The sequence below is a fragment of the Streptomyces sp. NPDC002490 genome, assembly GCF_040296045.1.
Taxonomy (GTDB): domain Bacteria; phylum Actinomycetota; class Actinomycetes; order Streptomycetales; family Streptomycetaceae; genus Streptomyces.
Genome location: NZ_JBEOWM010000038.1, coordinates 1 through 24,589, shown reverse-complemented (window position 1 = coordinate 24,589; position 24,589 = coordinate 1). Strand labels below are relative to the sequence as shown.

General features: G+C 72.8%; 27 protein-coding genes and 1 pseudogene. 23 read left to right on the top strand and 5 right to left on the bottom strand.

The features are described from left to right. Positions 1-32: 32 nt before the first annotated feature. Positions 33-950, top strand: coding sequence for a menaquinone biosynthesis prenyltransferase MqnP (mqnP, locus tag ABT092_RS22715; RefSeq protein WP_351246666.1), 918 nt, complete (start codon positions 33-35; stop codon positions 948-950). Positions 951-961: 11 nt separating this feature from the next. On the opposite strand, the gene ABT092_RS22710 is transcribed toward mqnP, so the two are convergent. Beyond that, on the bottom strand, positions 962-1,549 hold the full coding sequence (locus tag ABT092_RS22710; protein ID WP_351246663.1) for a rhomboid family intramembrane serine protease: 588 nt from the start codon (positions 1,547-1,549) through the stop codon (positions 962-964). A gap of 215 nt (positions 1,550-1,764) precedes the next feature. On the opposite strand from ABT092_RS22710, the gene ABT092_RS22705 reads away from it, so the two are divergent. From ABT092_RS22705 to ABT092_RS22665, 9 genes are all read left to right on the top strand, one after another. After that, the gene (locus ABT092_RS22705; RefSeq protein WP_351246661.1) at positions 1,765-2,457 is read left to right on the top strand and encodes a UbiX family flavin prenyltransferase; all 693 of its coding nucleotides are present in this window, start codon (positions 1,765-1,767) and stop codon (positions 2,455-2,457) included. 139 nt (positions 2,458-2,596) lie between these two features. After that, the gene (locus ABT092_RS22700) at positions 2,597-3,052 is read left to right on the top strand and encodes an Lrp/AsnC family transcriptional regulator (RefSeq protein WP_351246659.1); all 456 of its coding nucleotides are present in this window, start codon (positions 2,597-2,599) and stop codon (positions 3,050-3,052) included. A gap of 84 nt (positions 3,053-3,136) precedes the next feature. Further along, positions 3,137-4,300 (top strand): aminofutalosine synthase MqnE, encoded by a 1,164-nt coding sequence (gene mqnE / locus ABT092_RS22695; protein ID WP_351246657.1) that lies wholly within the window; start codon positions 3,137-3,139, stop codon positions 4,298-4,300. Positions 4,301-4,489: 189 nt separating this feature from the next. Beyond that, positions 4,490-5,062: a GNAT family N-acetyltransferase gene (locus ABT092_RS22690; protein WP_351246655.1), complete on the top strand. Its 573-nt coding sequence runs from the start codon at positions 4,490-4,492 to the stop codon at positions 5,060-5,062. A gap of 63 nt (positions 5,063-5,125) precedes the next feature. Next, on the top strand, positions 5,126-5,485 hold the full coding sequence (locus ABT092_RS22685; RefSeq protein ID WP_351246653.1) for a DUF4229 domain-containing protein: 360 nt from the start codon (positions 5,126-5,128) through the stop codon (positions 5,483-5,485). A 237-nt stretch (positions 5,486-5,722) separates the two neighbouring features. After that, the gene (locus ABT092_RS22680; protein WP_351246746.1) at positions 5,723-5,872 is read left to right on the top strand and encodes a hypothetical protein; all 150 of its coding nucleotides are present in this window, start codon (positions 5,723-5,725) and stop codon (positions 5,870-5,872) included. A 185-nt stretch (positions 5,873-6,057) separates the two neighbouring features. After that, positions 6,058-7,404 (top strand): dicarboxylate/amino acid:cation symporter, encoded by a 1,347-nt coding sequence (locus ABT092_RS22675; protein WP_502968486.1) that lies wholly within the window; start codon positions 6,058-6,060, stop codon positions 7,402-7,404. Positions 7,405-7,592: 188 nt separating this feature from the next. Further along, positions 7,593-7,853: a hypothetical protein gene (locus tag ABT092_RS22670; protein ID WP_351246651.1), complete on the top strand. Its 261-nt coding sequence runs from the start codon at positions 7,593-7,595 to the stop codon at positions 7,851-7,853. A 229-nt stretch (positions 7,854-8,082) separates the two neighbouring features. Beyond that, on the top strand, positions 8,083-9,237 hold the full coding sequence (locus ABT092_RS22665) for a hypothetical protein (protein ID WP_351246649.1): 1,155 nt from the start codon (positions 8,083-8,085) through the stop codon (positions 9,235-9,237). Between the two features lie 61 nt (positions 9,238-9,298). Here the strand turns inward: ABT092_RS22665 and ABT092_RS22660 are convergent. After that, a pseudogene (locus ABT092_RS22660) lies at positions 9,299-9,858 on the bottom strand (GNAT family N-acetyltransferase). Continuing rightward, positions 9,855-10,709 (bottom strand): NsdA family TPR-like regulatory protein, encoded by an 855-nt coding sequence (locus tag ABT092_RS22655; RefSeq protein ID WP_351246647.1) that lies wholly within the window; start codon positions 10,707-10,709, stop codon positions 9,855-9,857. Before ABT092_RS22655 ends, ABT092_RS22660 begins: the two are co-directional and overlap by 4 nt. Before the next feature lie 158 nt (positions 10,710-10,867). Here ABT092_RS22655 and ABT092_RS22650 point away from each other — a divergent pair, with 158 nt between their 5' ends. The 8 genes from ABT092_RS22650 (at position 10,868) to ABT092_RS22615 (ending at position 17,845) form a co-directional block, all read left to right on the top strand. After that, positions 10,868-12,118 carry a helix-turn-helix domain-containing protein gene (locus tag ABT092_RS22650; protein ID WP_351246645.1) on the top strand — a complete coding sequence of 417 codons (1,251 nt, stop codon included), beginning with the start codon at positions 10,868-10,870 and terminating at the stop codon, positions 12,116-12,118. A 423-nt stretch (positions 12,119-12,541) separates the two neighbouring features. Continuing rightward, positions 12,542-12,817 (top strand): DUF7848 domain-containing protein, encoded by a 276-nt coding sequence (locus ABT092_RS22645; RefSeq protein ID WP_351246643.1) that lies wholly within the window; start codon positions 12,542-12,544, stop codon positions 12,815-12,817. A 59-nt stretch (positions 12,818-12,876) separates the two neighbouring features. Further along, complete coding sequence (locus ABT092_RS22640) at positions 12,877-13,614, top strand: hypothetical protein (protein ID WP_351246641.1); 738 nt, start codon at positions 12,877-12,879, stop codon at positions 13,612-13,614. 131 nt (positions 13,615-13,745) lie between these two features. Continuing rightward, positions 13,746-14,075, top strand: coding sequence for a hypothetical protein (locus ABT092_RS22635; RefSeq protein ID WP_351246639.1), 330 nt, complete (start codon positions 13,746-13,748; stop codon positions 14,073-14,075). A 451-nt stretch (positions 14,076-14,526) separates the two neighbouring features. Then, complete coding sequence (locus tag ABT092_RS22630) at positions 14,527-15,054, top strand: EF-hand domain-containing protein (protein WP_351246637.1); 528 nt, start codon at positions 14,527-14,529, stop codon at positions 15,052-15,054. 47 nt (positions 15,055-15,101) lie between these two features. After that, positions 15,102-15,464, top strand: coding sequence for a type II toxin-antitoxin system RelE/ParE family toxin (locus ABT092_RS22625; RefSeq protein WP_351246635.1), 363 nt, complete (start codon positions 15,102-15,104; stop codon positions 15,462-15,464). After that, complete coding sequence (locus ABT092_RS22620) at positions 15,461-15,778, top strand: helix-turn-helix domain-containing protein (protein ID WP_351246633.1); 318 nt, start codon at positions 15,461-15,463, stop codon at positions 15,776-15,778. Before ABT092_RS22625 ends, ABT092_RS22620 begins: the two co-directional genes overlap by 4 nt. A gap of 165 nt (positions 15,779-15,943) precedes the next feature. Further along, a complete protein-coding gene (locus tag ABT092_RS22615) occupies positions 15,944-17,845 on the top strand; it encodes an alpha/beta hydrolase (protein ID WP_351246631.1) in 1,902 nt (633 codons plus the stop codon). A 197-nt stretch (positions 17,846-18,042) separates the two neighbouring features. On the opposite strand, the gene ABT092_RS22610 is transcribed toward ABT092_RS22615, so the two are convergent. Continuing rightward, the gene (locus ABT092_RS22610; RefSeq protein ID WP_351246629.1) at positions 18,043-18,246 is read right to left on the bottom strand and encodes a cold-shock protein; all 204 of its coding nucleotides are present in this window, start codon (positions 18,244-18,246) and stop codon (positions 18,043-18,045) included. A 421-nt stretch (positions 18,247-18,667) separates the two neighbouring features. Here ABT092_RS22610 and ABT092_RS22605 point away from each other — a divergent pair, with 421 nt between their 5' ends. Beyond that, entirely contained in the window at positions 18,668-19,543 is an 876-nt protein-coding gene (locus ABT092_RS22605; protein ID WP_351246736.1) for a menaquinone biosynthetic enzyme MqnA/MqnD family protein, read from the top strand. 309 nt (positions 19,544-19,852) lie between these two features. On the opposite strand, the gene ABT092_RS22600 is transcribed toward ABT092_RS22605, so the two are convergent. Further along, a complete protein-coding gene (locus ABT092_RS22600; protein WP_351246627.1) occupies positions 19,853-20,575 on the bottom strand; it encodes a hypothetical protein in 723 nt (240 codons plus the stop codon). A gap of 246 nt (positions 20,576-20,821) precedes the next feature. On the opposite strand from ABT092_RS22600, the gene ABT092_RS22595 reads away from it, so the two are divergent. The 4 genes from ABT092_RS22595 (at position 20,822) to ABT092_RS22580 (ending at position 24,135) form a co-directional block, all read left to right on the top strand. After that, entirely contained in the window at positions 20,822-21,562 is a 741-nt protein-coding gene (locus tag ABT092_RS22595; RefSeq protein ID WP_351246625.1) for a prepilin peptidase, read from the top strand. 130 nt (positions 21,563-21,692) lie between these two features. Next, positions 21,693-22,892 (top strand): cyclic dehypoxanthinyl futalosine synthase, encoded by a 1,200-nt coding sequence (mqnC, locus tag ABT092_RS22590; protein ID WP_351246623.1) that lies wholly within the window; start codon positions 21,693-21,695, stop codon positions 22,890-22,892. 7 nt (positions 22,893-22,899) lie between these two features. Further along, entirely contained in the window at positions 22,900-23,379 is a 480-nt protein-coding gene (locus tag ABT092_RS22585; protein WP_351246621.1) for an imidazolonepropionase-like domain-containing protein, read from the top strand. A gap of 60 nt (positions 23,380-23,439) precedes the next feature. Next, a complete protein-coding gene (locus tag ABT092_RS22580) occupies positions 23,440-24,135 on the top strand; it encodes a demethylmenaquinone methyltransferase (protein WP_351246619.1) in 696 nt (231 codons plus the stop codon). Positions 24,136-24,589: the final 454 nt, after the last annotated feature.

Here is a 24,589-nt window from a genome sequence, read left to right as displayed (position 1 = left end):
GTGCGCACCCCCCGCCCGGGCGGGGACCGCTGATGTCGGCGGCCGGAGGCGTCCTCGACGGGCGCGGGCCCGCGGAGGTCGGTCGGGTCCGGGCGTTCCTGCGGCTGGTGATGATCGAGCACTCGGTCTTCGCGCTGCCGTTCGCGTACATGGCGGCGCTGACCGCGATGTTCCAGCAGGGCGGGGGCGTGCAGTGGCTGACGCTGCTGCTGATCACGCTGGCGATGGTGGGGCTGCGGACCTTCGCGATGGCCGCCAACCGGATCATCGACCGCGAGGTCGACGCCCGCAATCCGCGCACCGCCGGCCGCGAACTGGTGACCGGCGCGGTGTCGGTGCGCTCCGCGTGGACCGGTGCGGCCGTCGCGCTGGTGGTGTTCCTCGGCGCGGCGGCCCTGCTCAACCCGCTCTGCCTGGCGCTGGCCCCGGTCGCCGTGGTGCCGATGGTGGTGTACCCGTACGGCAAGCGGTTCACCCACTTCCCGCACGCCATCCTGGGCCTGGCGCAGGCGATGGGCCCGATCGGCGCCTGGCTCGCCGTCACCGGGGCCTGGTCCTGGGACGCGGTGGTGCTGGGCCTGGCCGTCGGCATCTGGATCGGCGGCTTCGACCTGATCTACGCCTGCCAGGACGTGGAGTCGGACCGGGAGCAGGGCGTGCTGTCCTTCCCGGCCCGCTTCGGGGTGCCCGCCGCGCTCTGGGGCGCCCGGGTCTGCCACGCGGTGACCACGGCCCTGTTCGCCTGGTACGCGGTCCTCGTCGACGGCGGCCCCTTCCTCTGGCTGGGCCTGCTGCTGGTCGTGGTCGCCTTCGGCTACGAGCACCGGGTGGTCCGCCCGCACGACCTGTCCCGGCTGAACCGCGCCTTCTTCACGGTCAACGGGATCATCGGCATCGCCCTCTTCGGCTTCGCCCTGCTCGACCTGGTGGTGCGCGGGCTCACCCCGTAGGAGGGGAGGGGTCAGGCGGCACGGCTGCGGCGGAAGAGGAAGGCCGCGAGGACGCCGCCGACCAGCCCGAGCAGGTGGCCCTGCCAGCTGACCCCGGAGTCGGTGGGCAGCACGCCCCACAGCAGCGAGCCGTACAGCACCGCGACCACCACGCCGATCGCCAGGTCCCACAGCCGGCGGTCGACCAGCCCGCGCACCAGCAGGTAGCCCAGCAGGCCGAAGACCACGCCCGAGGCGCCGAGGGTGACCGTGTTCGGCGGGGAGGCCAGCCACACCCCCAGCCCGCTGACCACGATGATCGTCAGGACCACCCCGAGGAAGGTGCGCAGCCCCGCGGCGGCGGTGAGGAAGCCGAGGACCAGCAGCGGGACCGTGTTCGAGGCGAGGTGGTCCCAGCCGGCGTGCAGGAACGCCGCCGGGACCACGTCCCGCAGTTCGCCCCCGATCCGCGGGGTGATGCCGTAGGAGTCCAGGGAGTGGCCGAGGGCCGTGTCCACGGCCTCCAGCACCCAGAGGAAGGCCACCCACCACAGCATCAGCTTGGCGGCGGGCAGTGCACCGGCGTACGCCGGTTCGGTCTTGGGCGTGTCGACGGCCATGCGTACGACTCCTCCCCGTGCTTTCCGGTCGTCGTTCGGCCGCTCGGCCCCCGTGGACCGTCGTGCCGTCCCCCGGTGCGCGGTCCCTCGGAGGCTGCCCCGCCGGGCGCGTCCGTGCACGTGCAACGCCCCGGGCGGGCCGTGCGTTCCCGGTTCCCGCGGCGTGAGCCCACCGGGCGCGGGCGGCCGGAGGGCCGCCGGATAGGCTCGACGGTGTGGAGCAGCCAGAGAAGAGCCGCCGGCGCCCCTGGATCGTGGGGGTGTCGGGCGCGTCGGGCACGCCGTACGCGGCGTCCGTGCTGCGGGCGCTGCTCGCGGCGGGCGAGAGCGTCGACCTCGTGGTGTCGCGGGCCTCGCGGCTGACCCTGCTCGACGAGACGGGCATCTCCTTCCGGGACGCCCACTGGCGCGACGACCTCACCCGGTGGTTGGCGCGCGGTGCGGACGGCAGCCCCGACGCCTTCGCGCCGCCGCCCCTGGACGACGTGCGGTACTGGGCGGCCGGGGACCTCGCGGCCGGTCCGTCCTCGGGCTCGTACCCGGCCCGCGGCATGATCGTGGTGCCGGCGTCCACGGCGTGCGTGGCGGGGGTGGCCCTGGGGCTCTCCAAGGACCTGCTCCAGCGGACCGCGAGCGTCACCCTGAAGGAGGGCCGGCCGCTGGTGGTCGCGGTGCGCGAGACCCCGCTGGCCGGGCAGACGCTCCGGCACCTGGTGGCGCTGGACGAGGCGGGTGCGGTGGTCCTCCCGGCCTCGCCCGCCTTCTACGCCGGGGCCCGCCACATCCAGGACCTGGTGGACTTCGTCGCCGGGCGGGCCCTGGACGCGGTGGGCGTACCGCACCGGCTGTACCGGCGCTGGGACGGGGAACTGGGGGCCGCTGCCCGTCCCGCCCCCGGCACCGCCTGAACGACCCCCCTCCGCGCCCCGGGCGGGCGCATCCCCCACCAGACGTCCAAGGGGCGAGATCGTAGGGTGTCCGGCGCACGCGCCTTCGATCCCAGACGTAAACTCGCGGGACTTCTGAATAATGAAAGGCTTTGGACCTATGGACGCTGTGGACAGGCAGCTCATCCAGGCCCTGCGCGAGAACGGCAGGGCCTCCTACGCCGAGCTGGGGCGCCTCGTGGGACTCTCCGGTCCCAGCGTGACCGACCGCATCAACCGGCTGGAGGCGGCCGGTGTGATCACCGGCTACCGGGCGACCGTGGACTCCGCCTCGCTGGGCCTCGGGGTCACCGCGCTGATCGGCATCTCGCTCTCCGACGCGGCCGACCACGAGGACGTGGCGCAGCGGCTGCGGGACCTCCACGAGATCGAGGACTGCTGGTTCATCGCGGGCGACGACTCGTTCATGCTGAAGGTCCGGGTCGGTGACGTGGACGGGCTGGAGAAGACGATCCGCCGGCTGTCCGGCACCAAGGGGGTCTCCCGCACCCGCACCACGATCGTGCTCTCCACCAAGTGGGAGAACCGTTCCGGGGACCTCCCCGAGGAGTTGTAGGGCCCGCGCGGCTACGGTGAACCGGTGGGAGTCGAGGCCGTGGCGAGCACGGCCGTCGGACGAGAGAGGCAAGGGCGGCAGGACATGGACGTCGGACTGAAGCGTGAACTGGAGGCGAAGGTCCTCGCCGGCGAGCGGCTGTCCCGCGAGGACGGGATCGCGCTGTACGGGTCCGACGACCTGGCCTGGTTGGGCGGCCTCGCGCACGAGGTGCGCACCCGCAAGAACGGTGACGTGGTCCACTTCAATGTCAACCGGCACCTCAACATGACCAATGTGTGCACCGCCTCGTGCGCGTACTGCTCCTTCCAGCGCAAGCCGGGGGAGAAGGACGCGTACACGATGCGCATCGAGGAGGCGGTGAAGCTCGCCACGGAGATGGAGTCGGAGAACCTCACCGAGCTCCACATCGTCAACGGGCTGCACCCCAGCCTGCCGTGGCGGTACTACCCGCGGTCGCTGCGGGCGCTGAAGGAGGCCCTGCCGAACGTCGGGCTGAAGGCGTTCACCGCGACGGAGATCCACCACTTCGAGACGATCTCCAAGCTGAGCGCGAGCGAGATCCTGGACGAGCTGATCGACGCCGGCCTGGAGTCGCTGACCGGCGGCGGCGCGGAGATCTTCGACTGGGAGGTGCGCCAGCACATCGTGGACCACCGCACCCACTGGGAGGACTGGTCCCGCATCCACCGGCTGGCCCACGAGAAGGGTCTGAAGACCCCCGCCACGATGCTGTACGGCCACATCGAGGAGCCTCGGCACCGGGTGGACCACGTGCTGCGGCTGCGCGAACTCCAGGACGAGACCGGCGGCTTCCAGGTCTTCATCCCGCTGCGCTACCAGCACGACTTCGTGGACGTGAAGGACGGCAAGGTCCGCAACCGGCTCCAGGAGCGGACCACGATGGCCACCGGCGCCGAGGCGCTGAAGACCTTCGCGGTCTCCCGGCTGCTCTTCGACAACGTCCCGCACGTGAAGGTCTTCTGGGTGATGCACGGCCTGCACACCGCCCAGCTCGCCCTCCAGCACGGCGCCGACGACATGGACGGCTCGGTCGTCGAGTACAAGATCACCCATGACGCCGACGACTTCGGCACGCCGAACAAGCTGACCCGCGAGGACCTGCTGGAGCTGATCCGGGACGCCGGCTTCCGCCCGGTGGAGCGCAACACCCGCTACGAGGTCATCCGCGAGTACGACGGCCCGGACGCGGGGCGCCGGGAGTCCCCGCAGCCGATGCGGGTCTGAGTCCCGTTCCCGTCCCCGTCCCGTCCCGTTCCCGTTCCCGTTCCCGTTTCCGTCCCGCCGGTCCGGGGCGGTCGGGCTCCGTGGCCCCCGTGCGCAGTCGAGCGTCGGGGGCCGCGCCCGTTCGCCGGCCGTCCGAGGCGCCCCCGGCGGTGGGCGAACCCCGCTGGGAGTAATAAGTAAGATTCATGAATGACCCTTACCTTTGAGCGTGATCCGGCCATGGACGACGCCCTGGCCGACGCCCTGGTGGACCTGTGGGTGGACGTGACCAACGCCGGCGGCGCGGTCGGCTTCCTCGCCCCCGTGGCCGCCGCCCAGATCCGGCCCGCGGTGGACGCCTACGCCGCCGCGCTCGCCGAAGGCCGCACCCGACTGCTGCTCGGCCGCGACGAACACGGCCGCCCGGCCGCCACCGCCTTCCTCTCCCTCGACTCCCACCCGCTGACCGCCCACTGGGCCTCGCTCTACACGGTGATGGTCCACCCCAAGCTCCAGGGCGGGGGCCGCGGGCGCGACCTCATGGCCGCCGCCGCCGACCTCGCCCGCGACACCCCCGGCATCGAAGCCGTCCGGCTCAGCTGCCGCGGCGGCCTCGGCCTCGAACGCTTCTACGCCTCCTGCGGCTACCGGGAGGTGGGCCGCGTCCCCGCCGCCGTCCGGGTCGCCCCCGGGGACGACCGCGACGAGGTCCTCATGCTGCTTCCGCTGCGCCGGTCGGGTTCCCGCGAGGGCCTCCCGGAGACCGCCGAGCGACCCGGCTGAGGGACGCGCCGCACGAGGTGCTTCACTGATATGCGCCCATTGTCGGAACGGAAGAGTCGGATCATGCTCCGCTACACACTGCTGCGCCTGGCGATCTTCGTGGGCTGCTTCGCGGCCGTCTGGGCCCTCGTCTACGCGGGCCTGCTCCCGCGCGGGCTCGGCGAGTCCAACGGCCTGTGGGTCCTGCTGCTCTCCCTGGTGATCTCCGCGCCGATCAGCTTCGTCGCCCTGCGCAAGCAGCGGGACGCGGCCTCCGAGAACATCGTCACCCGCGTCGACCGCGCCAAGGTCGGGTTCGCCAAGTCCGCGAGCCAGGAGGACCACCTCCTCGACTCCGCCGAGGCGCCCGCCGCCCAGCCCGCGACCAGGACGACCGGTGGCCGCGCCCGCGCCCACACCCCCACCACACCGACCCAGGGTTGATCCCGGGCCGGTCAATTCCACCCGGCCCCTGCCCCGGCAGGGCGTGAAGTACGTCTCAGAACGCTCCGGCGAACCGGCCGGCCCCTCGTCGAACGCGTGGGGCCGGCCGGTTCCATGTGGTGTGCGTGCACGGGGTGTTGGGGACCATCAAGGCATGGAACCGAGAGCGCGCCGCCCCGCTCCGGGGTCAAAGTGGGTCTTTGAGGACCTCAAAGTACAAGTGTTAGCGTGTGCGGCATGAAGTCCACCGCCGCGCGCCGCTCCGTCATGGGTCCGAGGCCCATGACCACCATGGGCCTCCCGCTCGTGGCGCGCCTGCACGTGGACCTGTGCCGCTGCCTCTCCGCGGCGTGTCGTACCCCCCTCGCGGTCTGTCGCCGCTTCTGACGCCCCCGCCGGACCCAACGCCCCGTCCCAGGGCCCGTCCGGCACCCCGTGCGCGAACCGGCACCGCACCGCCGGCGACCCCGCCCCGTTCATCCGGACCCCCGGGTGCCCGCTCCCGGGCACCAGCGCACCCCCCCTCAGCCCGACCCCCCGTCCCCCTCACCCCCCAAGGGAGTGTGTCCCCCGTGTCCGTCCCCGCCACGAACACGCCGTCGCAGCCGGTCGCCCCGGCCAAGCGGCAGTTCCCGGTGCCCTTCTGGGCCCAGATACTCATCGGTCTCCTGCTCGGCGTGGCCCTGGGCTGGGCGGCCCGTCACTTCGACGTCTCGTGGCTGGTGACCACGCTGGAGAAGGTCGGCGGCATCTTCGTCGGGCTGCTGAAGCTGGCCGTGGGCCCCCTGGTGTTCTTCGCCATCCTGGTGTCGATCACCAACCTCCGGAAGGTCAACAACGCCGCCCGGCTGGCCTCCCGCACCCTCCTCTGGTTCATGATCACCTCGCTGATCGCGGTGGCGATCGGCCTGTTCATCGGCCTGATCACCAACCCCGGCTCGGGCACCGGCCTGACCAGCGCGGACGGCGGCGAGCCGAAGGCCACCGGCTCCTGGATCGACTTCCTCACCGGGATCGTCCCGACCGACGTCATCACCCCGTTCACCGAGCTGAACGTCCTCCAGATCGTCTTCCTGGCCGCCGTCGCCGGCATCGCCGCCCTCAAGCTGGGCGACCGCGCCAAGCCGATCCTCAGCCTCAGCGAGGCCGTCCTCGAACTCCTCCAGAAGGCCCTGTGGTGGGTCATCCGGCTCGCCCCGCTCGGCACCGTCGGCCTCATCGGCTACGCCATCGCCACCTACGGCTGGGACCTGATCGGCGACTACGCCGTGTTCACCGCCGACGTGTACATCGGCTGCCTCCTGGTGCTGTTCGGCGTCTACCCGCTGCTGCTCGCCCTGGTCGCCAAGGTCAACCCGATCCAGTTCTTCAAGGGCGCCTGGCCCGCGATCCAGCTGGCCTTCGTCTCCCGCTCCTCGGTCGGCACCATGCCGCTCACCCAGCGGGTCACCGAGCGTCTCGGCGTCCCCAAGGAGTACGCGTCCTTCGCCGTCCCGTTCGGCGCCACCACCAAGATGGACGGCTGCGCCGCCATCTACCCGGCCATCGCCGCGATCTTCGTCGCCGAGATCTTCAAGGTCGACCTCAACGTCGGTGACTACATCCTGATCGCCTTCGTCTCGGTGGTCGGCTCCGCCGCCACCGCCGGCCTCACCGGCGCCACGGTCATGCTGACGCTGACCCTGTCCACCCTGGGCCTGCCCATGGAGGGCGTGGGCCTGCTGATCGCGATCGACCCGATCATCGACATGATCCGCACCGCCACCAACGTCGCCGGCCAGGCGCTCGTCCCGGTGATCGTCTCGGCCCGCGAGAAGATCCTCGACCACGACGCCTACGACAACGCCTCCGCGTCCCCGATCGACGCCGACGAGCCCGCCGCCCCGCGCGACGCGGTGCCGGTCCCGGCCGCGGGCTGACGCCCCCGCCGTTCCCGTCCGACCCGAAGGCCCCGCCAACTCCCCCCGGAGTCGCGGGGCCTTCGGCCTGCCGCACGGGGGAGCGCCGCGGAGCGGCCGGAAGGGGAGTGCGATGATGAGGCACGAGTAACCCTGCCCGCCGCCGTCCGGCGGCCGGGCACCCGACCCCCCACCACGAGGACTGCGTGATGACCGTCGAACCCGCCGACAGCCCCGCGACCCTGTACGGGCCCGCCTCGGCCTTCCTGGGCGTGATCGGCGTCGTCTCCGCGGTGTTCGCGGGGTACATCGGGGCCGCCATCCCGGTGCTCGCCGGAGTCCTGGCGGTCACCTTCGGCCTCCTCGGCCTGGGGCGCGGACTCAGCCGCCCCGCCTGCCTGGTGGGGACCGTCACCGGTGCGCTGAGCGTGCTCTACCCCCTGTTCCTGATGTCCCTCGTCACCGCCTGAGCCCGGCGTCCCCCACCCACGGGGGCCCGCCGCGTTCCCGGCGGGGCGGGCCCCCGTGGGTCCGCGCCGAATTCCCCTTGATCCACAGTGCCTTCGTCTCCGACAATTGACGCAGACCTGCCAGGCGGTCGGAGCGTGTTGACACGTGTCCGCCGTCCGGCGACGCGTGCCCCGTCACCGGGGCGCACCACGTCCCGTCACGGGGCAACACGGGGAGAGGAACACACACATGAAGAAGTCCGGGGGGATGACCACCGTGCTGTCGGCGTCCACGCTCGCGCTCGTCGCGGGCGTGCTGCCGGCATCAGCAGCGGACCGCACGCCCGCCACGCCCGCCGCCGCCTCCTTCCTGGCCGCCGGCGCCCTCACCGACGTGTCGGGCGTCGCCGCGGACAGCGCCACCGGCCGGCAGTTGAAGGCCCAGGGCTTCGCCGTCATGAAGGCGCCGTCCGGCCGGACGGCCGTCGTCGACCGCTCCAGCGCCCACGAAGGCATCACCACGGCGACCGGCCCGTCCTTCGTGGAACTGTCCTGGAAGGGTTATGCCGCGGACGCCCGCTACGTCGTCACCCGTGACGGCCGCCCGGTGGCCCAACTGCCGCCCGGCGCGGTCTCGTTCCGCGACACGACCGTGCGGTCGGGCCGCGTCCACCACTACCAGGTCGCCCCGGTCCTGCCGGAGGGCGGCGACCCCCGGGCCCGACTGTGGGGGGTGAAGGCGTCCGTGCCCGCCTCCGGTTCCCTCACCGGCCTCCGCAAGCAGGCGTCCGCCCTGGCCGCCGCCGCGGGCACCGCCGCCACCTCCACCCTGACCTGGACCACCTTCATCCCGCAGGCGAAGGTGGCCGCCCCCACGGCCGGCTGCGACTACGGGCCCAACTTCCAGTTCGGCGGCGACGGCCGCTCCAACTTCGACTGGCGCTCCAGCAAGTACCGCACCTCGCTCAACGCCGTCGTCACCTGGCGTTCCAAGGCGGTGTCCGGTCACCAGAGCGTCGGCTCGACCACCGTCTACCGCAAGAGCGACGGCCGGAAGATCGCGACGAAGACGGCCGGCACCGGCGGCATGAAGGTCAAGAAGCTCGGGTCCGGCGCCAACCACGTCGACATCCGGATGACCCTGCACGCCACCAACCCGTTCTGCCGCGGACTCGGCGGGGTGAAGGGCGCCATCAGCGGCGCCCTCACCATGAACCTCACCAAGAGCGGCAACTACGCCATCCGTTCGGGCAAGCACCGGCTCATGCCCAACCACCACATCTACCTCTACGACGGCGGCCGGGTCACCAACGTCTACACCCGCAAGTACGCCGACGCGCGCTGCCTGGTCGGCAGCATCGCCTGCGCGGAGGCCGACCTGACCGGCTACCGCGGGTCGTTCTGACCGCACCGGGGCCGGCCGTTCACGTCCCTAACGACGTCAACGGCCGCCCCCGGCCCGTGCGTTACCGGGGACCGAGCCGGAGCACCAGCACGTCGTGGAGCGCTGCCCCGTCCCAGGGACGGGCCTCGCCCACCTTGCGGTAGCCCCAGGACCGGTACGCGGCCTGCGCGGCTCCGGCCTCGGGACGGGCGTTGAGGAGCACGCGCTCCTCTGCGGCCCCGTCGAGCACCGCACGGTGGAGGCGGGCGGCCACGCCGCCCCGACGCCAGGGCGCCCGCACCGCCAACTCGATCAGGCCGAAGGTGCGGCTCCCGTCCTCCCGCCGCAGGTCGGCGGGGACCGGCGTGGTCAGCCGGTCCCACCAGCCGGTTCGAGGGCCGAGCGGATCCCGTAGGCGATGCCCACGGGCGTGCCGTCGGCGGCCCGGGCGAGGGCCGCCCGGAACGTCGCCTTGCGCGTCTGGACCCCGAACCGCTGGGCGTTCGCCCGCACCTCGGCCGCCGTCTTCCGGTAGGGCGGCTCGGCGAAGGCCTCGGCGTACACGAGCGTGAACGCGTCGGCGGCGCGTGCCGCCCCCGCTCCGTCCAGCGGTTCGACGGTGATGTCCTGGGTGGGCTTCACGGCGCACTCCTCCTCGCAGGTGCGGCGGCGGAGGCGGCGGTAGCCAGGCGTACGGCGGGCGCGCCGTGCCCGAGGTCGGCCGCCTGCACCGACATGCCCCGCAGGATGTGGCAGTACGTGGTGTGGTCGGCGCTCGCCCCGGCGAGTTCCAGGCCCTTGACGTAGTAGCGCTGGGCCAGGCCGTGCAGCCCTTCGTCCACGGCCATCCAGCCGGTGAGGCAGCAGAGCAGGGCTGCCGCGGAGACCATCGCGTTCCGCACACTCTCGGTCGCGTCGACCCGAAGGTACGGCGTCACCGTGTTCACCAGGAACGCAGCCGCCATGGGTCGGGCGTGCCGCCCACCGAAATCGTCGTAGAGCGCATTGAGCCGTTCGGTCACCTGGCCGACCATGTCGACCTCGGGCATGCCGATGCGGCGGGCGTCACCCTGCTGAACGAGGCTCGTACGACCGGCGACTTCGGGCCAGTCGGGGACGGACAGCGCCACCGAGAAGAGCGTCGCTCCCACGACCGCGCGCCGCGAGGGCGACAGGTCCTGAAGACCCAGATCCACGATCCCGTCGATGGGGCTCGGCGCGCCGGTCTCCGGTGGTTCGCCCTCCGGAAACCCCGCCATCGAGCGGGTGACGGGCCGCCGGAGCCTACGGGCGAGCGCTTCGAGGATCAGGGGTCGGGCCACCGCCTTGGGCAAGCAGCCGTTCAACCACTGGTGGGCGGAGGACTGCCTGTACCGGGTCGGCACTCCCAGTTCGACGCCGACACGGTTCACGGCCTGGGCCAACTGCCGTTCCGTCCAACCGGTTTCCCGGAACAGGAGGGTCAGGCGTTCGTTCGGTTCGCGGGTCGGCATGGGAGCAACTCCCCCTGCTCTTCGGTGTCCGGTCCCCATATCGTGCCAGGCAAGCAGGGTGATCGGTCCCGCCCCGGCGGAGTCGATCGACAGCGGACGGGAACCGTACGTGCACGGATCGTCGCACGGCGTACCGTGGTGCGAGAGGTGGTGTACTGATGTCGGAGCTGGCGAAGAACGTCAAGAGGTACCGGCGCAAGGCGGGAATGTCCCAGGAGGCACTCGCGGAGTCCTCGGATCTGTCCGTCTCCACGGTACGGAAGATCGAGCAGGGCGGCGCCGCGCGCACCGAGACCCTGCATGCGGTCGCCCGAGGGCTCAACGTCCCTACGAGTGTGTTGTTCGTCGCCGACTCGCCGGCCCCGGTCGCGGACGACGCGGCGAGCCGACAGAACCTCGTCCCCATCCGCAGGGCCCTCATGCCCCCTGTGGGGTTGGACGGCCCGTGCCCGCCGGCGGTCGATCCGGAGCCGAACGGCCCGGGCCTGCGGCGGCGGGTTCTCGACACGCACACGCTTTACCGCGCCGACGAGTTCGGCTCGGTGGCCGCGGGGCTCCCCGACCTTCTGCGTGAGACGGAGTCCACGAGGTTGACGGCGGGCGGCGCGGATCGACGCGCCGCCACCGTGACGCGCGCGCTGGCGCTGTTGGTGGCAGGCAAGTACCTCACCCAGATGCGTCAGTACGACATGGCCTACCACGCGCTCGCCGAGGGAATCCGCCTCGCGAGGGACGTGGACGCCCGACAGGTCGTGGGAACGGGCATCGTCGGGCTCGGCTGGCTCCTGCTGCGGCAGGACAGGTTCGACGAGTGCTACCGCCTGGCTGTGACGACCGCAGAGCGGATGGAGCCGCGGCTCTCCGATGCGGACGGCGCCCGCCTCGGACTCTGGGGTGAGTTGTGGATGCGTGCGGCTGCAGCGGCCGTCCGGGACAACCGTCCCGATGACGCCCGGCACGCCAGGAGGATGGTCGGGCGGGCGGCCGGCGGCATGGACCGGGAGGACCGGACGTTCCCGACGACCTGGGGTGGCTTCGGGCCGGTGAAGGCAGCGGTCAAGTCCATCGAGGACTGCTTGGTCCTGGGCCACGGCAAGGCAGACGCGAGGGAAGTGCTCAGACGCACGGGTCAGGGAGTGCTGGAACCGAAGGCACTCGCCAAGCTCGGACACCCCGCCGAGGGGGCCGACTGGTTCCGTCACCGCTTGGACGTGGCCCGTGCGCACACGCTGCTGGGCGCACACCAGGAAGCCATGGACGAACTCACGGGCATTCGGGTGTCCGGCTCGGAGTGGATCAAGCACCAGCCCATGGCACGGCGCGTGACCACGGACATCCTCAGGTCCCGCAAGAGGACCTTGACGCGGGAGATGCGGGAGATGGCGAACTACCTGGGCGTCGTCGAGTAAGTACCACGCTCCGCGACAGTTGCATGACTACGCTGAGTGAAGTCTCGTGCTCCGTCCGTGGTCTGATGCTTGGTCATCGATCTACGGTCGTCGTGACCCGCCACACGAACTGGGGAGCGCGATGACCACCAGATCCACCGCCGCGGACAGATCCCCTCGCAGAAGGATCAGCAATGCCGCAACCGGGCGGCACGCTGCGGAGAATGCCCCAGCGGAGGTGGTGACGCTGCTGCGCGATGCGGCCTCCAGCAGACTCGGCGCGTTGCGAAACGCGGTCGGAGGCCGCTGGTGGCTCCTGTCGCAAGGCGAGGGAGCTGCATCGGACGCGTTCCTTGCGCATGTCCGTCTGGGGACGACCACCGGTCGGGTCCGACCCGTGTCGACCAACTCCGGGCCGTGCGGCGGACGGGGCGCGGCATGGGAATGACCAGGCGTTTCCGTCACATCGAGTGGACCTTGAAGCAGGTGGAGTCCCTGGGGATCAGGGCGCACGTGCAGTGCGTCTCCGGGACGCCGCCGTGTCGGGAGACCCCTCCGTCCGGGCTGGAGAACCGCACCCCGGAGGAGGCCCTCGCCTGGGTGGAGGGCCACCTACGGGCGACCGGCCACCGCCGTTACGACCGGGTCCTGTTCGACACCGTCCAGTGGGACCCGCCCCGGGACGTCGACCCGGGCACCCTGCCCGGCACCACCACCTGACCGAGCCGCTGCCCCCTCGGGAACCGATCGACACCCGCCACCCTCATCCACGGGGAACCATGACCAACCGATCCATCGCCATCCGGCCGGGCCTGGGCGAACTCCGTACCGTGCTCGACGCCTTGGCCGACCCCTCCGCTGACCTCCCCTGGTCCGAGGCGCGGCAGTTCGCGGGCCGCGCCGTCCCCCTGGCGTGGGAGGAGTTGAAGGCCACCGGTGCGTGGGACAAGCTGACCCCCGCCGACCGGGCCGCCCTGTACTGGGCCCTGGCCTCCGGCCACCGCCTCCACGCCGGCCGTCCCCCCGAGCCGGCCGTCCGCCGGCCGGCTCTGACCGAACTGGTGCGGGACTGCGCGTACTTCGCCACCCACGGCGAACCACACCGCCCGGACCGCTGGCCCGAGGCCGAGGGGCGACACGAGCAACGCGAAGCCGCCCACCACCAACTGGCCTGGCTCCACGACCTCCGCCCCGCCTGGCGCGCCGAGGTCTTCCACGTCCTGGACGTCGACCCGTGTCCGGTCGCAGACCCGGGCCCGGCCGACTGGGCCCAACCGTCCTGCGTCTGGGACGCCCTCGCGGACGTCCAACGCCGCATCGGCCGCGAGGAGTCCCCGACCGGAGAGGGCGGCGAAGCCGTCCAACGGTTCGCGTCCCTCCCGGAGGGCTGGCAGGTGGAGTGCCTGCGCCGCATCGGCCGAGGACGCCAGCCCCTGCCGACGATCACCGAAGCGGTCGAGGCCATCGACGTCCTTCCCCGATTCGGTGTCGCGCTGCGCCTCGCGCCCCCTCCTTGACGACTGCACGCGCCTCCCGCCCGTCAGGGAGCACCACGGTCCCTCCCGCACGGACGCAAAGCACCCCGGTGGACCGCGCCAACGGTCCACTGGGGCTCACCGAACCAGCTTCCGAGGAGCTGACCCGACGTATGCGCGATCGTATCTCCCGTGCCCTGGTGCGGATGCTCAACGTCTTCCCGCTGACCCGCCGCCCCCGCCCCCGCCCCGGCCGCCACACGTGCGCCCACCTCACACCCCCCGCGGCGCTCCCGCCCACGGTCATCTGCACGGCACGCCTCCCCCTCCCGCCCCACGTCCTGGCCCGTACCGCCCCGTCCCCCTGGGGCCACCGCGTCCCGCCCTACCTCCGCGACTGGATCGCCCGCCAGGAAGCGGATTGGGCGGAGCAACTCCCCGTGCGGACGACGGTCCCGTACTCCGCTGCCGACTCGCGCCCCCGGGTGGGAGCCTCCGCGTGATCCCCGAGGCCCTCACCGCGCCCCGCCCCGTGGACCGTGACGCCACCTGCTGCGCCTGCCACCGCCGTACCCTCGCGCCCCTCCCCGTCCGCGTCCCGCGACGCCCCGGCGGCAGCACCACGACCATAAACGCCTGCCCCCACTGCGCGGTGAGCCTCACCCCGGCCCCGATACGCGACGAACTCGACCCCGGCCCCGAACACCCTCACCGCAGCGTCGGCTTTCGAGACGATCGGTGACGGGGCCAGCAGTTCGTGACCTGTGTCCGGTCGGGCGCCCGCATTTCCCCCGGTCCCGCGCGCCATGCGCGGCACCGGGGGATTGCCCTCGTTCGGGTGGCGCCGCGGGGCTTTCGACGGACCGGGCAGGCGGGCCGCCGGATAGTGGGGCGACCGCCGGGACACGTCCCCGGTCCTCCCTCGTCCCCACTCGGAAACAGAGGTGTTCCGCCATGCCCACCACCGAGGCCGCCGCCCGTGCCCAACTCGTGTTCACCCTCTTCGACGCGGACGGCAACGGCTATCTCGAACCGACGGACTTCGACCTGATGGGTCGCCGGACGGTCGCGGCCCTGCCGGCCGCCCGGGAGGAGGCCGGGCAGGCGCTGCTCGACGCCTTCCGCGGATACGGCGCCACCCTGACCACGGAGTTGGACACGGACGGCGACGGGCGGATCAGCCCGGAGGAGTTCGCCGCGGTCGTCCTCGACCCGCAGCGGTTCGACGCGGCCGTCGAGGCGTTCGCAGTCGCCCTGTCCGCGATGGGCGACACGGACGGCGACGGGCTGGTCGAGCGGCCCGACTTCCTCGCGCTGATGATCGCCATCGGCTTCGCACCGGCCCACATCGAGGCGCTGTTCGACGCCTTCGGCCCGGTGGAGGGCGACCGGGTCCCCGTCGCCGTGTGGGCGGAGGGCATCCGGGACTACTACCGCCCCGACCGGGCGGGGATCGCGGGGGACCGCCTCGTCACGGGGTGACCGGGCTGTCCACAGCAGCGAGTGTAGCGAACGCTATACTCGCTGCTGTGGACGGCGAGTGGGAAATCTTCCTGGTCAACGAGGTCCGCGACTGGATCGCAGACCTTGATGACCTTGCACATGCTCGGGTGGTGAAGGCGCTGGATGCCTTGGCAGAGGGGGTACCTGGACTCGGGCGCCCGCTGGTCGACACCATCCACGGCTCATCGATGGCGAATCTGAAGGAACTGCGCCCCGGTACGGTGCGCATCTTGTTCGCCTTTGACCCGTGGAGATGCAGCATCCTGTTGGTGGCAGGGGACAAGGCAGGCCGGTGGAACGACTGGTACCGGGAGGCCATTCCCCTGGCGGAGGAGCGCTACGAGACCTATGTGAAGGAACGATCCCGGGTGGAAGGAGAACGATCGTGAGCGGCTACACGCGTTGGCAGGACATCCGTGCTGAGCATGTCGCCCGTGCCGGAGGCGAGGAGGCCGTGCGGGCGGGCAAGGAAGAGCTGCTCGCTGAGATGACCGGCCGCCGCCTCGCCGAGTTGCGGCGTGCGCGAGGGCTGACCCAGCAGGAAGTGGCCGACCGCATGGGCGTCACCAAGGGGCGTGTGTCGCAGATCGAGCGGGGGCACGTCTCGGGACAGGACGTCCTTGCCCGCTTCGCGGTGGCCTTGGGCGGGCGGCTGCATCAGGCCATCTACTTCGACGACGGGGACATCGCAGCCATCGCCTGAGACCCGGCCGGCGGCGGGCCCGGCCCGCCCCGCCCGGCAAGCGCCCCCCGCAACCCCGGGCCTATCGTGGCCGGAGGTGCACCTCTGGCCCTGGAGGGCGCGATGGGCGCGATGGGCGCGACGGACAGGCGGGCCGTGCCGCGTGGGCGAGCACGGTACGCGGCCGTGGCGGTGGCCCTGCTCGCCCTGGTCGCCCCGGCGGCCGGGCCGGCCACGGGGTCACCCACCCGCACCGGGGCCGCACCGCCCACCGGCCCGAGCCGCAGCACCGCCGCCGGGGACAGGGACGGGGACCCCGCAGCGGTGGCCGCCCCCCTGACCCACCCGCCGGGCGCACCCCGCCTCCCGGCGTTCACCGCACCGCCCGCCACCACCTCGCCGCCCACGCCACCCCCCGACCGGCACCCCACCGCCACCGCCCCCACCGGGCCGGAGCCGACCGCCCCGCACCTCTCCGCCCCCGGTACCGAAAGGGGCGAGGGCACCCGCACCGGGCAGGCCGGCAGACGGGCCGGCGAGGCGGCGGCCCAGCCCGACCTGCGGCGGTTCTACGACCAGCGCCCCACCTGGGGCGAGTGTGCCGACCTGCCGCAGAACCCGGAGGGCATGACCTGCGCCGAGGTGACCGTGCCGCTGGACTACGCGGCGCCCGAGCGGGGCACCCTGCGCCTCGCGCTGGCCAGGATCGCGGCGACCACCGGCGACCCCAAGGGTTCGGTGCTGCTGAACTTCGGGGGGCCGGGGGACCCGGGCATCGTCAACCTCGCCGGGTTCGGGCGGACCTTCAACACCTTCACCAACGCCTACGACGTGGTCACCTTCGACCCGCGCGGGGTGGGTCGGAGTTCCCCGGTGACCTGTGACCACGCCCCGCCCCCCGAGTTCACCGGGGCGGATCCGGAGGCGTTCCTCCGCGAGGCGGAGGCCCACTACCAGCGCTGTCTGCGCGCCTCGGGCCCGGTGCTGCCGTACGTCGGGACCGTCAACGTGGCCCGTGACCTGGACGTCATCCGGGCCGCCCTCGGCGACGACCGGTTGAACTACCTGGGGTTCTCGTACGGGACCCGGCTCGGTGCGGCCTATGCGGCCGAGTTCCCGCGCCGGGTGGGCCGGATGGTCCTGGACGGGGTGGACACCCTGGTGGAGCCGCTGGTGGAACAGGGGCTGGTGACCGCGGAGGGCCGGCAGACCGCGCTGGACGACTTCGCGACCTGGTGCGCCACCCGTGCGGACTGTCCGCTGGGGGACAACGCGCGGGACGCCAAGCGGAACGTGGCGCGGCTGGTCGAGCGGGTGTCGGAGCACCCGATCACCCTCTACGACGGTTCGCAGTTCACGGTCGACACCCTGGTGGCGGCGCTGTCGGCGGCGCTGTACAGCCGGGCGAACTGGCCCTCCCTGTCCCTGGCGCTGGCCTCGTTGATCGAGGACGACGACCCGATTCCGCTGCTGGCGACCTCGATGCCGGTACCGGTGACCGCGGTCCGCCCGGCCCCCGGGGCCCGTGCGGGGACCGGGGCGGCGGCGCATCCGCGGACCACCCGCACCGGACCCGTCGCACCCCCCGTGCCAGCCGACAACATGCTGGTCGCGCTGACCGCTGTCAACTGTGCCGACGACCCGGACCGGCTGACCGCGGCCGACCTCACCCCGGCCGCCTACGAACGGTTGCTGGCCCGGTACACGGCGGCTTCGCCGATCTTCGGGCCGGCCCAGTTGAGTCAGGTGCTGCTGTGCGCGGGGTATCCGCCGGGCAGCGACTTCATCCGGTCGATCCACGACGTGCCGACGCCGAAGATGCTGCTGGTGGGCACGCGCGGTGACCCGGCGACCCCGTACCGCTGGACGGTGGAGACCGCACGGCGGCTCGGTGACTCGGCGGTGGTGCTGGACAACCGGGGCGAGGGGCACGGCGGCTACACCTCGTCGAAGTGCGTGCGGCGGGCCGTGGACGCGTTCTTCCTCGAAGGGGACCTGCCGGGCGGCGGGAGCGGCGGTTCGTGTCCCGCCGACGCCCAGGACGCCGAGGAGGCGGAGCGCGCGGAAGGGCGGACGACTCCCGACTGAGACCCGCCGGGGCGCCGCGGGTGCCGGGGCGGGGGGCCGGAAACGGCGATCCCGCCCCGCACCGGCTGACCCCGGTGGAGGGCGGGAGAAAAGGCAGGAGCCCCGGTTCCCCGCGCGGGTGGCGCGGGGGAGCGGGGCTCCTTGGGTACTGCTATCCGTTCCGGATCGTCGGTTCCCGGGTCGCCCCGGGAGCCCCGCTACAGCGGGGTGACGTTCTCCGCCTGCGGACCCTTCGGGCCCTGCGTGACGTCGAAGGACACGGCCTGGTTCTCCTCAAGGGAGCGGAACCCGGACGAGTTGATCGCGGAGTAGTGGACGAAGACGTCGGGGCCCCCGCCTTCCTGGGCGATGAAACCAAAGCCCTTTTCGGCGTTGAACCACTTCACGGTTCCGGTAGCCATAAGCCCTCCTTGGGCCAAAGGGTTGCCCTGCTCCAGAACCTGCTGTTGTAACAACTGCAAAAGTCTGAAAACGACGAAAGCCTGCGGGTCACATGCTCCGCAGGCTCTGTACTGCAAGGGAAACCAAACTGCAACTTGCGTCGAGCTTAGCACGCGGGCGCGGGAAAGCGATAGAGGTCAAGATCACGTCACCCGGATGTTTGAGTCCGGGCGCCGTCCTTGACGCACGCGTCCCGATAAGGGGGCGAAGGGACGGGGATAAGCCGCTCGGTGCGCGTTCGCGGCGGCCCGTCGACGGGGGCCCGCCCGGGCGCTGGGCTCCGCGCCGCGGGTACCGGCTCACCGTACCGGGTGCCCCCTGCGCCGCCCGCCGGCGGGGGCGGGCTAGCCTCACGATGTGGACAATTCTCCCGCGGTACCCCTGCCGTCCCAGGACGACCCGGCCCGGCCGGCGGCCGGGCGGACCCGTCCCCGCGTCGGGCACATCCAGTTCCTGAACTGCGTCCCCCTGTACTGGGGGCTGGCGCGGACCGGGGCGCTCCTGGACTTCGAGCTGCTGAAGGACAGCCCGGAGAAGCTCAGCGAGCGGCTGGTGGCGGGGGAGCTGGACGTCGCGCCGATCACCCTGGTCGAGTTCCTGAAGAACGCGGACGACCTGGTGGCCCTGCCCGACATCGCCGTGGGCTGCGACGGCCCGGTCATGTCCTGCGTGATCGTCTCCCAGGTGCCGCTGGACCGGCTGGACGGGGCGCGGGTCGCCCTCGGCTCCACCTCCCGGACCTCCGTGCGCCTGGCGCAGCTCCTGCTGGCCGAGCGCTTCGGCGTCCGCCCTGACTACTACAGCTGCCCCCCGGACCTGGGCGTGATGATGCAGGAGGCCGAGGCGGCGGTCCTGATCGGGGACGCGGCGCTGCGGGCGAACCTGCACTACGCGCCGCGCCTCGGGCTCCGGGTGTACGACCTGGGCACGCTGTGGAAGGAGTGGACGGGACTGCCCTTCGTGTTCGCGGTGTGGGCGGCCCGCCGCGACTACCTGGAGCGCGAGCCCGAGGTGGTGCGCCAGGTGCACGAGGCGTTCCTGGCCTCCCGGGACCTGTCGTTGGAGGAGGTGCCCAAGGTCGCCGAGCAGGCGGCCCGTTGGGAGGAGTTCGACGCGGAGGTGCTGGAACGGTACTTCCGCACCCTTGACTTCCGTTTCGCGGCGCCCCAGTTGGCGGCGGTCGCCGAGTTCGCGCGTCGGGTCGGGCCGACGACCGGGTTCCCCGCGGACGTCCGGGTGCGCCTCCTGGAGCCCTGAGTCGGGACCGTCCACCCGATGGAACTGAGTGGTACCGAATTCACGGAGAGCGGCGGGCGGATTCCCCGGAAGGGGCTTTGATCGGATCGGAGCACCCGGGAATTCAACGAATCGTCACCGGAATTCCGCCCTGCCCGTCTTCTCCGCTCTCGGGCGGTGGTGCGGAGGATCGGTCGGTCTCGTTCTCCGTGCAATACGGACCCCGGCAATTGCACGGATCATTTGCGGGGCGAAGCGCCCACGGGTGTCAACCCGTTTCTTCCGACGGGGTAGTTGACGGCGCGACCGGCGCTGTGGCCTTCCGTGCCGTCACGGCCGGCACTTCCCGGTTCCGCGTTCCGTGGCGAGTTCGTACGTTTGCCACACCCCCCGCGCGCTCAACCTGAGCCGGGTGTCGTAACGGACGTGGGCCTCGGCCCCCCGCGGGGTCCGGTCGACCTCGCCGGCGAGGTCCTTGGTGTGCAGGCGTGACTCGTCCACGCAGAAGGACAGCGAGGCGCGTCCCTCCGTGGGAACCTCCAAGTGCGCGTCCGGCAAGCCGAGTTCGGGGCTGTGGTAACGGACGAAACCGGTCGGCACGTTCCTGGTGCGGGCGTGGTCGCGCACATACGCACCCACCGCGGACCGGGCCTCGCCGGTGAAGAAGAAGCGCACCGCTGCGGTGTCCGCCGACCCCCTCACGAGCGCGTCCAGCACCGCACCCTGGGCCTGGCCGGCATCGGACAGCACCAGATCCTTCTCCGGCTCCTCGGTGAACCACTCGTCGAACCGTTCGGTGAGGTCACGGGGGAGCCGGACGTCGGGGCGCGCCAGGTGCCGCGGGGCGCTCGGGGTGGCGATCGAGGTCGCCGGCGCACCCGACGGGGCCGGGGTGGTGGTGCGCGCGCCGGCGTCCCCGGTGTCGCCGTCGGCGCCCGCGCAGCCCGTCAGGAGCAGGGCCGCGGCCAGCACGCCTCCGGCGGCCCGTGGTCCGGTGCGCCCCGTCGACCGACCGCCGTCCCGGCGGCCCGGTTCCGTCGTCACCGTGCGCATGCGCCCCTCCTCGCCCCGTGGGCCGTCCGTCCCCGTCCGGCTCGTTCCGTGCAGGGTGACGTCACCGGGGCCCACTCGGTTGCGTCCGGCCGCGACAGTGCGGTTTCGGCCAAGGTCCGCTCCCGTTCGGGGCGGTGCGACGGGCGGGTGGCAGGGTGAACGGGGGCTCCGCCACCGGCCACGGCGGTCGCGGTCCGGGGAGCGGGGAAGGACCCCGGGAGGCGGGAACGGGGGACGGGGAAGCACATGGGAACGGGCGAGGCGGTCCTGACCGCGGTCGCGGTGGTGTGGGGCCTGGCCGTCGGGGTGCTCCTGCCGCGGCCCGCGTACCGGTTCGCGGTGGAACCCGGCGAGCCCTGGCGCGGGGAGTGCCCGCACGGGCGGCCGTTGGCCGCCGGCGCCCGCGGCTGGCTCGGCCCGGCGCGCTGTGCGCACGGCGACCGGTTCGGCCCCGGCACCCCGGCGGTGGCCGGCGTGACGGCCGTCGTCTGCGGGCTGCTCGGGGCGGCCACCGGGCCCCGACCGGAACTCGCGGTGTGGCTGCTGCTGGCGCCGCCGGGGGTGCTGCTCGCCCTGGTGGACCTCGCGGTGAAGCGGCTCCCCGACGTGCTGACCCTGCCGCTCGCCGCCGCCGCGCTCGCCCTGCTGGGGGCCGTCGCCCTGCTGCCCGGCCACGCGGGCAGCTGGCCGGGGGCGCTGCTCGGGGCGCTGGTGCTGGGCGCCGGCTACCTCCTCCTCTTCCTGGTGAACCCGGAGGGCATGGGCTTCGGGGACGTCAAACTCGCCCTCGCGCTGGGCGCGGTGCTCGGCTGGTACGGGTGGGGCGCCGTGATCGTGGGCACCTTCGCCGGGTTCCTGCTGGCCGCGCTGTACGGGGCGGGGCTGGTGCTGCTGCGCCGGGCGACCCGCCGCACCGCGATCCCCTTCGGCCCGTTCCTGATCGTCGGGGCGCTGGTGGGCGTGCTCCTCGGCGGGCGCGCAGCCTGAGCCCGGCCCCGGCGCGCCGGTCCGGTCGCGCCGGACCGTGCGCCGGGCGCACGGGGCCTGTCCGTCACGCCGGAAAACCGGGGCGTAGGCTGGGGCGGACCGCCCACCGCCTGCCGAAAGGGACGACCCGGTGACCGAGAAGGCCGGCCTCCAGCCCATCCTCGACCGCGCCGCCGCCGGTGGCCGGATCACCCCCGAGGAAGCCCTCGACCTCTACCGGGACGCGCCGTTGCACGCCCTGGGCGCCGCCGCCGACGCGGCCCGCCGCCTGCGGTACGCCGGGACCGAGCACATCGCGACGTACATCATCGAGCGCAACATCAACTACACCAACGTCTGCGTCACGGCCTGCCGGTTCTGCGCCTTCTACGCGGCCCCCAAGGACACCGCCAAGGGGTGGACCCGGGACCTCGACGACATCCTGCGCCGGTGCGCGGAGACGGTCGAGCTCGGCGGCACCCAGATCATGTTCCAGGGCGGTCACCACCCCGACTACGGCGTCGAGTACTACGAGAAGCACTTCGCCGCCATCAAGAAGGACTTCCCGCAGCTCGTGATCCACTCCCTCGGCGCCTCCGAGGTGGAGCACATGGCGCGGATCTCCGGGGTCTCCGTGGAGGAGGCCATCACCCGCATCCACGCGGCGGGGCTCGACTCCTTCGCCGGGGCCGGGGCGGAGCTGCTGCCCGCCCGCCCGCGCAAGGCGATCGCCCCGCTGAAGGAGAGCGGCGAGCGCTGGCTGGAGATCATGGAGACCGCGCACGGCCTGGGCGTGGAGTCCACCTCCACGATGCTGATGGGCACCGGCGAGACCAACGCCGAGCGCATCGAGCACCTGCGGATGATCCGGGACGTGCAGGACCGCACCGGGGGCTTCCGGGCCTTCATCCCGTACACGTACCAGCCGGAGAACAACCACCTGAAGGGCCGCACCCAGGCCACCCTCTTCGAGTACCTGCGCATGATCGCGGTGGCCCGGCTGTTCTTCGACAACGTCGCGCACATCCAGGGTTCCTGGCTGACCACCGGCAAGGAGGTCGGCCAACTCTCCCTGCACTACGGGGCGGACGACCTCGGCTCGATCATGCTGGAGGAGAACGTGGTCTCCTCCGCCGGGGCCAAGCACCGCTCCAACCGGCTGGAGATCATCGACCTCATCCGCAAGGCCGGCCGGGTCCCCGCCCAGCGCTCCACCACCTACGAGCACCTGGCCGTGCACGAGGACCCGGCCCAGGACCCGGTGGACGAGCGGGTGCAGTCGCACATCTCCTCCACCGCCATCGCCGGGGGCACCGCGCACCCCGAGCTGAAGCTCCTCAGCACCAACTGAGCCGCCCGTGTTGACCCTGCACACCGGTCGGGAGCTGGTCCTCGCCTGGCACGGCCCCGGTCCGGCACTGCCGGACGGCGCGGTCGCCGTGCGCGGGGACCGGATCGCCGCGGTCGGCCCGCTGGAGGCCCTGCGGGAACGGTTCCCCGGGGCCCGGGTGCGCTCCTGGCCGGGGGTGCTCGGCCCGGGCCGGACGCACACCGGCGCACTCCCGCCGGCGCCCTCGCCCCGCGAGCGGGTGCACGCGGTCCTCACCACCGGCGCCACCGGCGTACTGGCCGCCCGGGTCACCGATCCGGCGCTCCGGTCCGCCGCCGCACGCGCCGGGGTGCTGGTGCACGCCGTCGCCCCGGACCACGCGGCCGGCACCGCCGTCCTCGTCGAGGGGGGCCGCGCCGACCTCACGGCCTTCGGCGACGCCCCCGGCGGCGGGGCGGAGTGCCTCGTCACGGTGTGCGCGGGGCGCATCGTCCACCGCAGGCGCTGAACCCGCGCGGGGCGCGCCCCTGCCCCGGAGCGCCCGCGGCGACCCTGCCACAATGGGGGCGTGACCCGCGCATCCCTGGACAAGCAGCCGCACGAAGTCGCCTCGATGTTCGACGACGTCGCGGAACGCTACGACCTCACCAACGACGTGCTGTCCCTCGGGCAGGACCGGATCTGGCGCCGGGAGGTCACCCGGGCGGTGGACGCACGGCCGGGGCAGAAGGTCCTGGACCTCGCCGCCGGCACCGCCACCTCCTCCCTCCCGTTCGTCCGCGCCGGCGCCTACGTCGTGCCCTGCGACTTCTCCCTCGGCATGCTCCGGGTGGGCAAGCGGCGCCACCCCTGGCTGTCGTTCACCGCCGGCGACGCGACCCGACTGCCCTTCCGTGACGACGCCTTCGACGCGGTGACGATCTCCTTCGGGCTGCGCAACGTCCAGGGCACCGAACGGGCCCTGCGCGAACTGCTGCGCGTCACCCGCCCCGGCGGGCGGGTGGTCATCGCCGAGTTCTCCCACCCCACCTGGGCGCCCTTCCGCACCGTCTACACCGAGTACCTGATGCGCGCACTGCCGCCGGTGGCCCGAGCGGTCTCCTCCAACCCGGAGGCGTACGCCTACCTCGCCGAGTCCATCCGGGACTGGCCGGACCAGCCGGAGTTGGCCGGGATGCTGGTCGAGGCGGGCTGGTCGAGGGTCGCCTGGCGGAACCTGTCGGGCGGGATCGTGTCCCTGCACCGGGGCTTCAAGCAGGACTGACAACGCCGGCGCGCGCTCGGGCGCGCGCCAGGTGGGCAGGGGCACCGCGCGCCGGCGGGCACGCCCGCGTGTCCGTGCGGATCGACCGGTAGGTGAACTTCCTTGCCCGGACGTCTGGATGACGGGAACCGACTGCATCGAAGATGTGTCCGTTCACTGCGTGATCGCGCCCGTAGCAGGGGGATCACCGACCGGCCCCGGACTCGGAGCGTGCCCATGGCGTCCTACTGCCCGTACTGCGGAACCCCCGGCCCGGACGAGGGGAGTTTCTGCATGAGATGCGGCCGGGAGCGCCCCTCCATACCCGACGCGCCCCCGGCCGCCCCGGCCCCGGGGGCCCCCCCCCCCCCCCCCCCCCCCCCCCCCCCCCCCCCCCCCCCCCCCCCCCCCCCCCCCCCCCCGGGGGGCCCCCCCCCCCCCCGGGCCCCCCCCCCCCCCCCCCCCCCCCCACCCG

Coding starts and splice junctions, on each gene's coding strand:
- mqnP (WP_351246666.1), top strand. CDS start 33: ATGTCGGCGGCCGGAGGCGTCCTCGACGGGCGCGGGCCCGCGGAGGTC.
- ABT092_RS22710 (WP_351246663.1), bottom strand. CDS start 1,549: ATGGCCGTCGACACGCCCAAGACCGAACCGGCGTACGCCGGTGCACTG.
- ABT092_RS22700 (WP_351246659.1), top strand. CDS start 2,597: ATGGACGCTGTGGACAGGCAGCTCATCCAGGCCCTGCGCGAGAACGGC.
- mqnE (WP_351246657.1), top strand. CDS start 3,137: ATGGACGTCGGACTGAAGCGTGAACTGGAGGCGAAGGTCCTCGCCGGC.
- ABT092_RS22690 (WP_351246655.1), top strand. CDS start 4,490: ATGACCCTTACCTTTGAGCGTGATCCGGCCATGGACGACGCCCTGGCC.
- ABT092_RS22685 (WP_351246653.1), top strand. CDS start 5,126: ATGCTCCGCTACACACTGCTGCGCCTGGCGATCTTCGTGGGCTGCTTC.
- ABT092_RS22680 (WP_351246746.1), top strand. CDS start 5,723: ATGAAGTCCACCGCCGCGCGCCGCTCCGTCATGGGTCCGAGGCCCATG.
- ABT092_RS22670 (WP_351246651.1), top strand. CDS start 7,593: ATGACCGTCGAACCCGCCGACAGCCCCGCGACCCTGTACGGGCCCGCC.
- ABT092_RS22665 (WP_351246649.1), top strand. CDS start 8,083: ATGAAGAAGTCCGGGGGGATGACCACCGTGCTGTCGGCGTCCACGCTC.
- ABT092_RS22655 (WP_351246647.1), bottom strand. CDS start 10,709: ATGCCGACCCGCGAACCGAACGAACGCCTGACCCTCCTGTTCCGGGAA.
- ABT092_RS22650 (WP_351246645.1), top strand. CDS start 10,868: ATGTCGGAGCTGGCGAAGAACGTCAAGAGGTACCGGCGCAAGGCGGGA.
- ABT092_RS22645 (WP_351246643.1), top strand. CDS start 12,542: ATGACCAGGCGTTTCCGTCACATCGAGTGGACCTTGAAGCAGGTGGAG.
- ABT092_RS22640 (WP_351246641.1), top strand. CDS start 12,877: ATGACCAACCGATCCATCGCCATCCGGCCGGGCCTGGGCGAACTCCGT.
- ABT092_RS22635 (WP_351246639.1), top strand. CDS start 13,746: ATGCGCGATCGTATCTCCCGTGCCCTGGTGCGGATGCTCAACGTCTTC.
- ABT092_RS22630 (WP_351246637.1), top strand. CDS start 14,527: ATGCCCACCACCGAGGCCGCCGCCCGTGCCCAACTCGTGTTCACCCTC.
- ABT092_RS22610 (WP_351246629.1), bottom strand. CDS start 18,246: ATGGCTACCGGAACCGTGAAGTGGTTCAACGCCGAAAAGGGCTTTGGT.
- ABT092_RS22600 (WP_351246627.1), bottom strand. CDS start 20,575: ATGCGCACGGTGACGACGGAACCGGGCCGCCGGGACGGCGGTCGGTCG.
- ABT092_RS22595 (WP_351246625.1), top strand. CDS start 20,822: ATGGGAACGGGCGAGGCGGTCCTGACCGCGGTCGCGGTGGTGTGGGGC.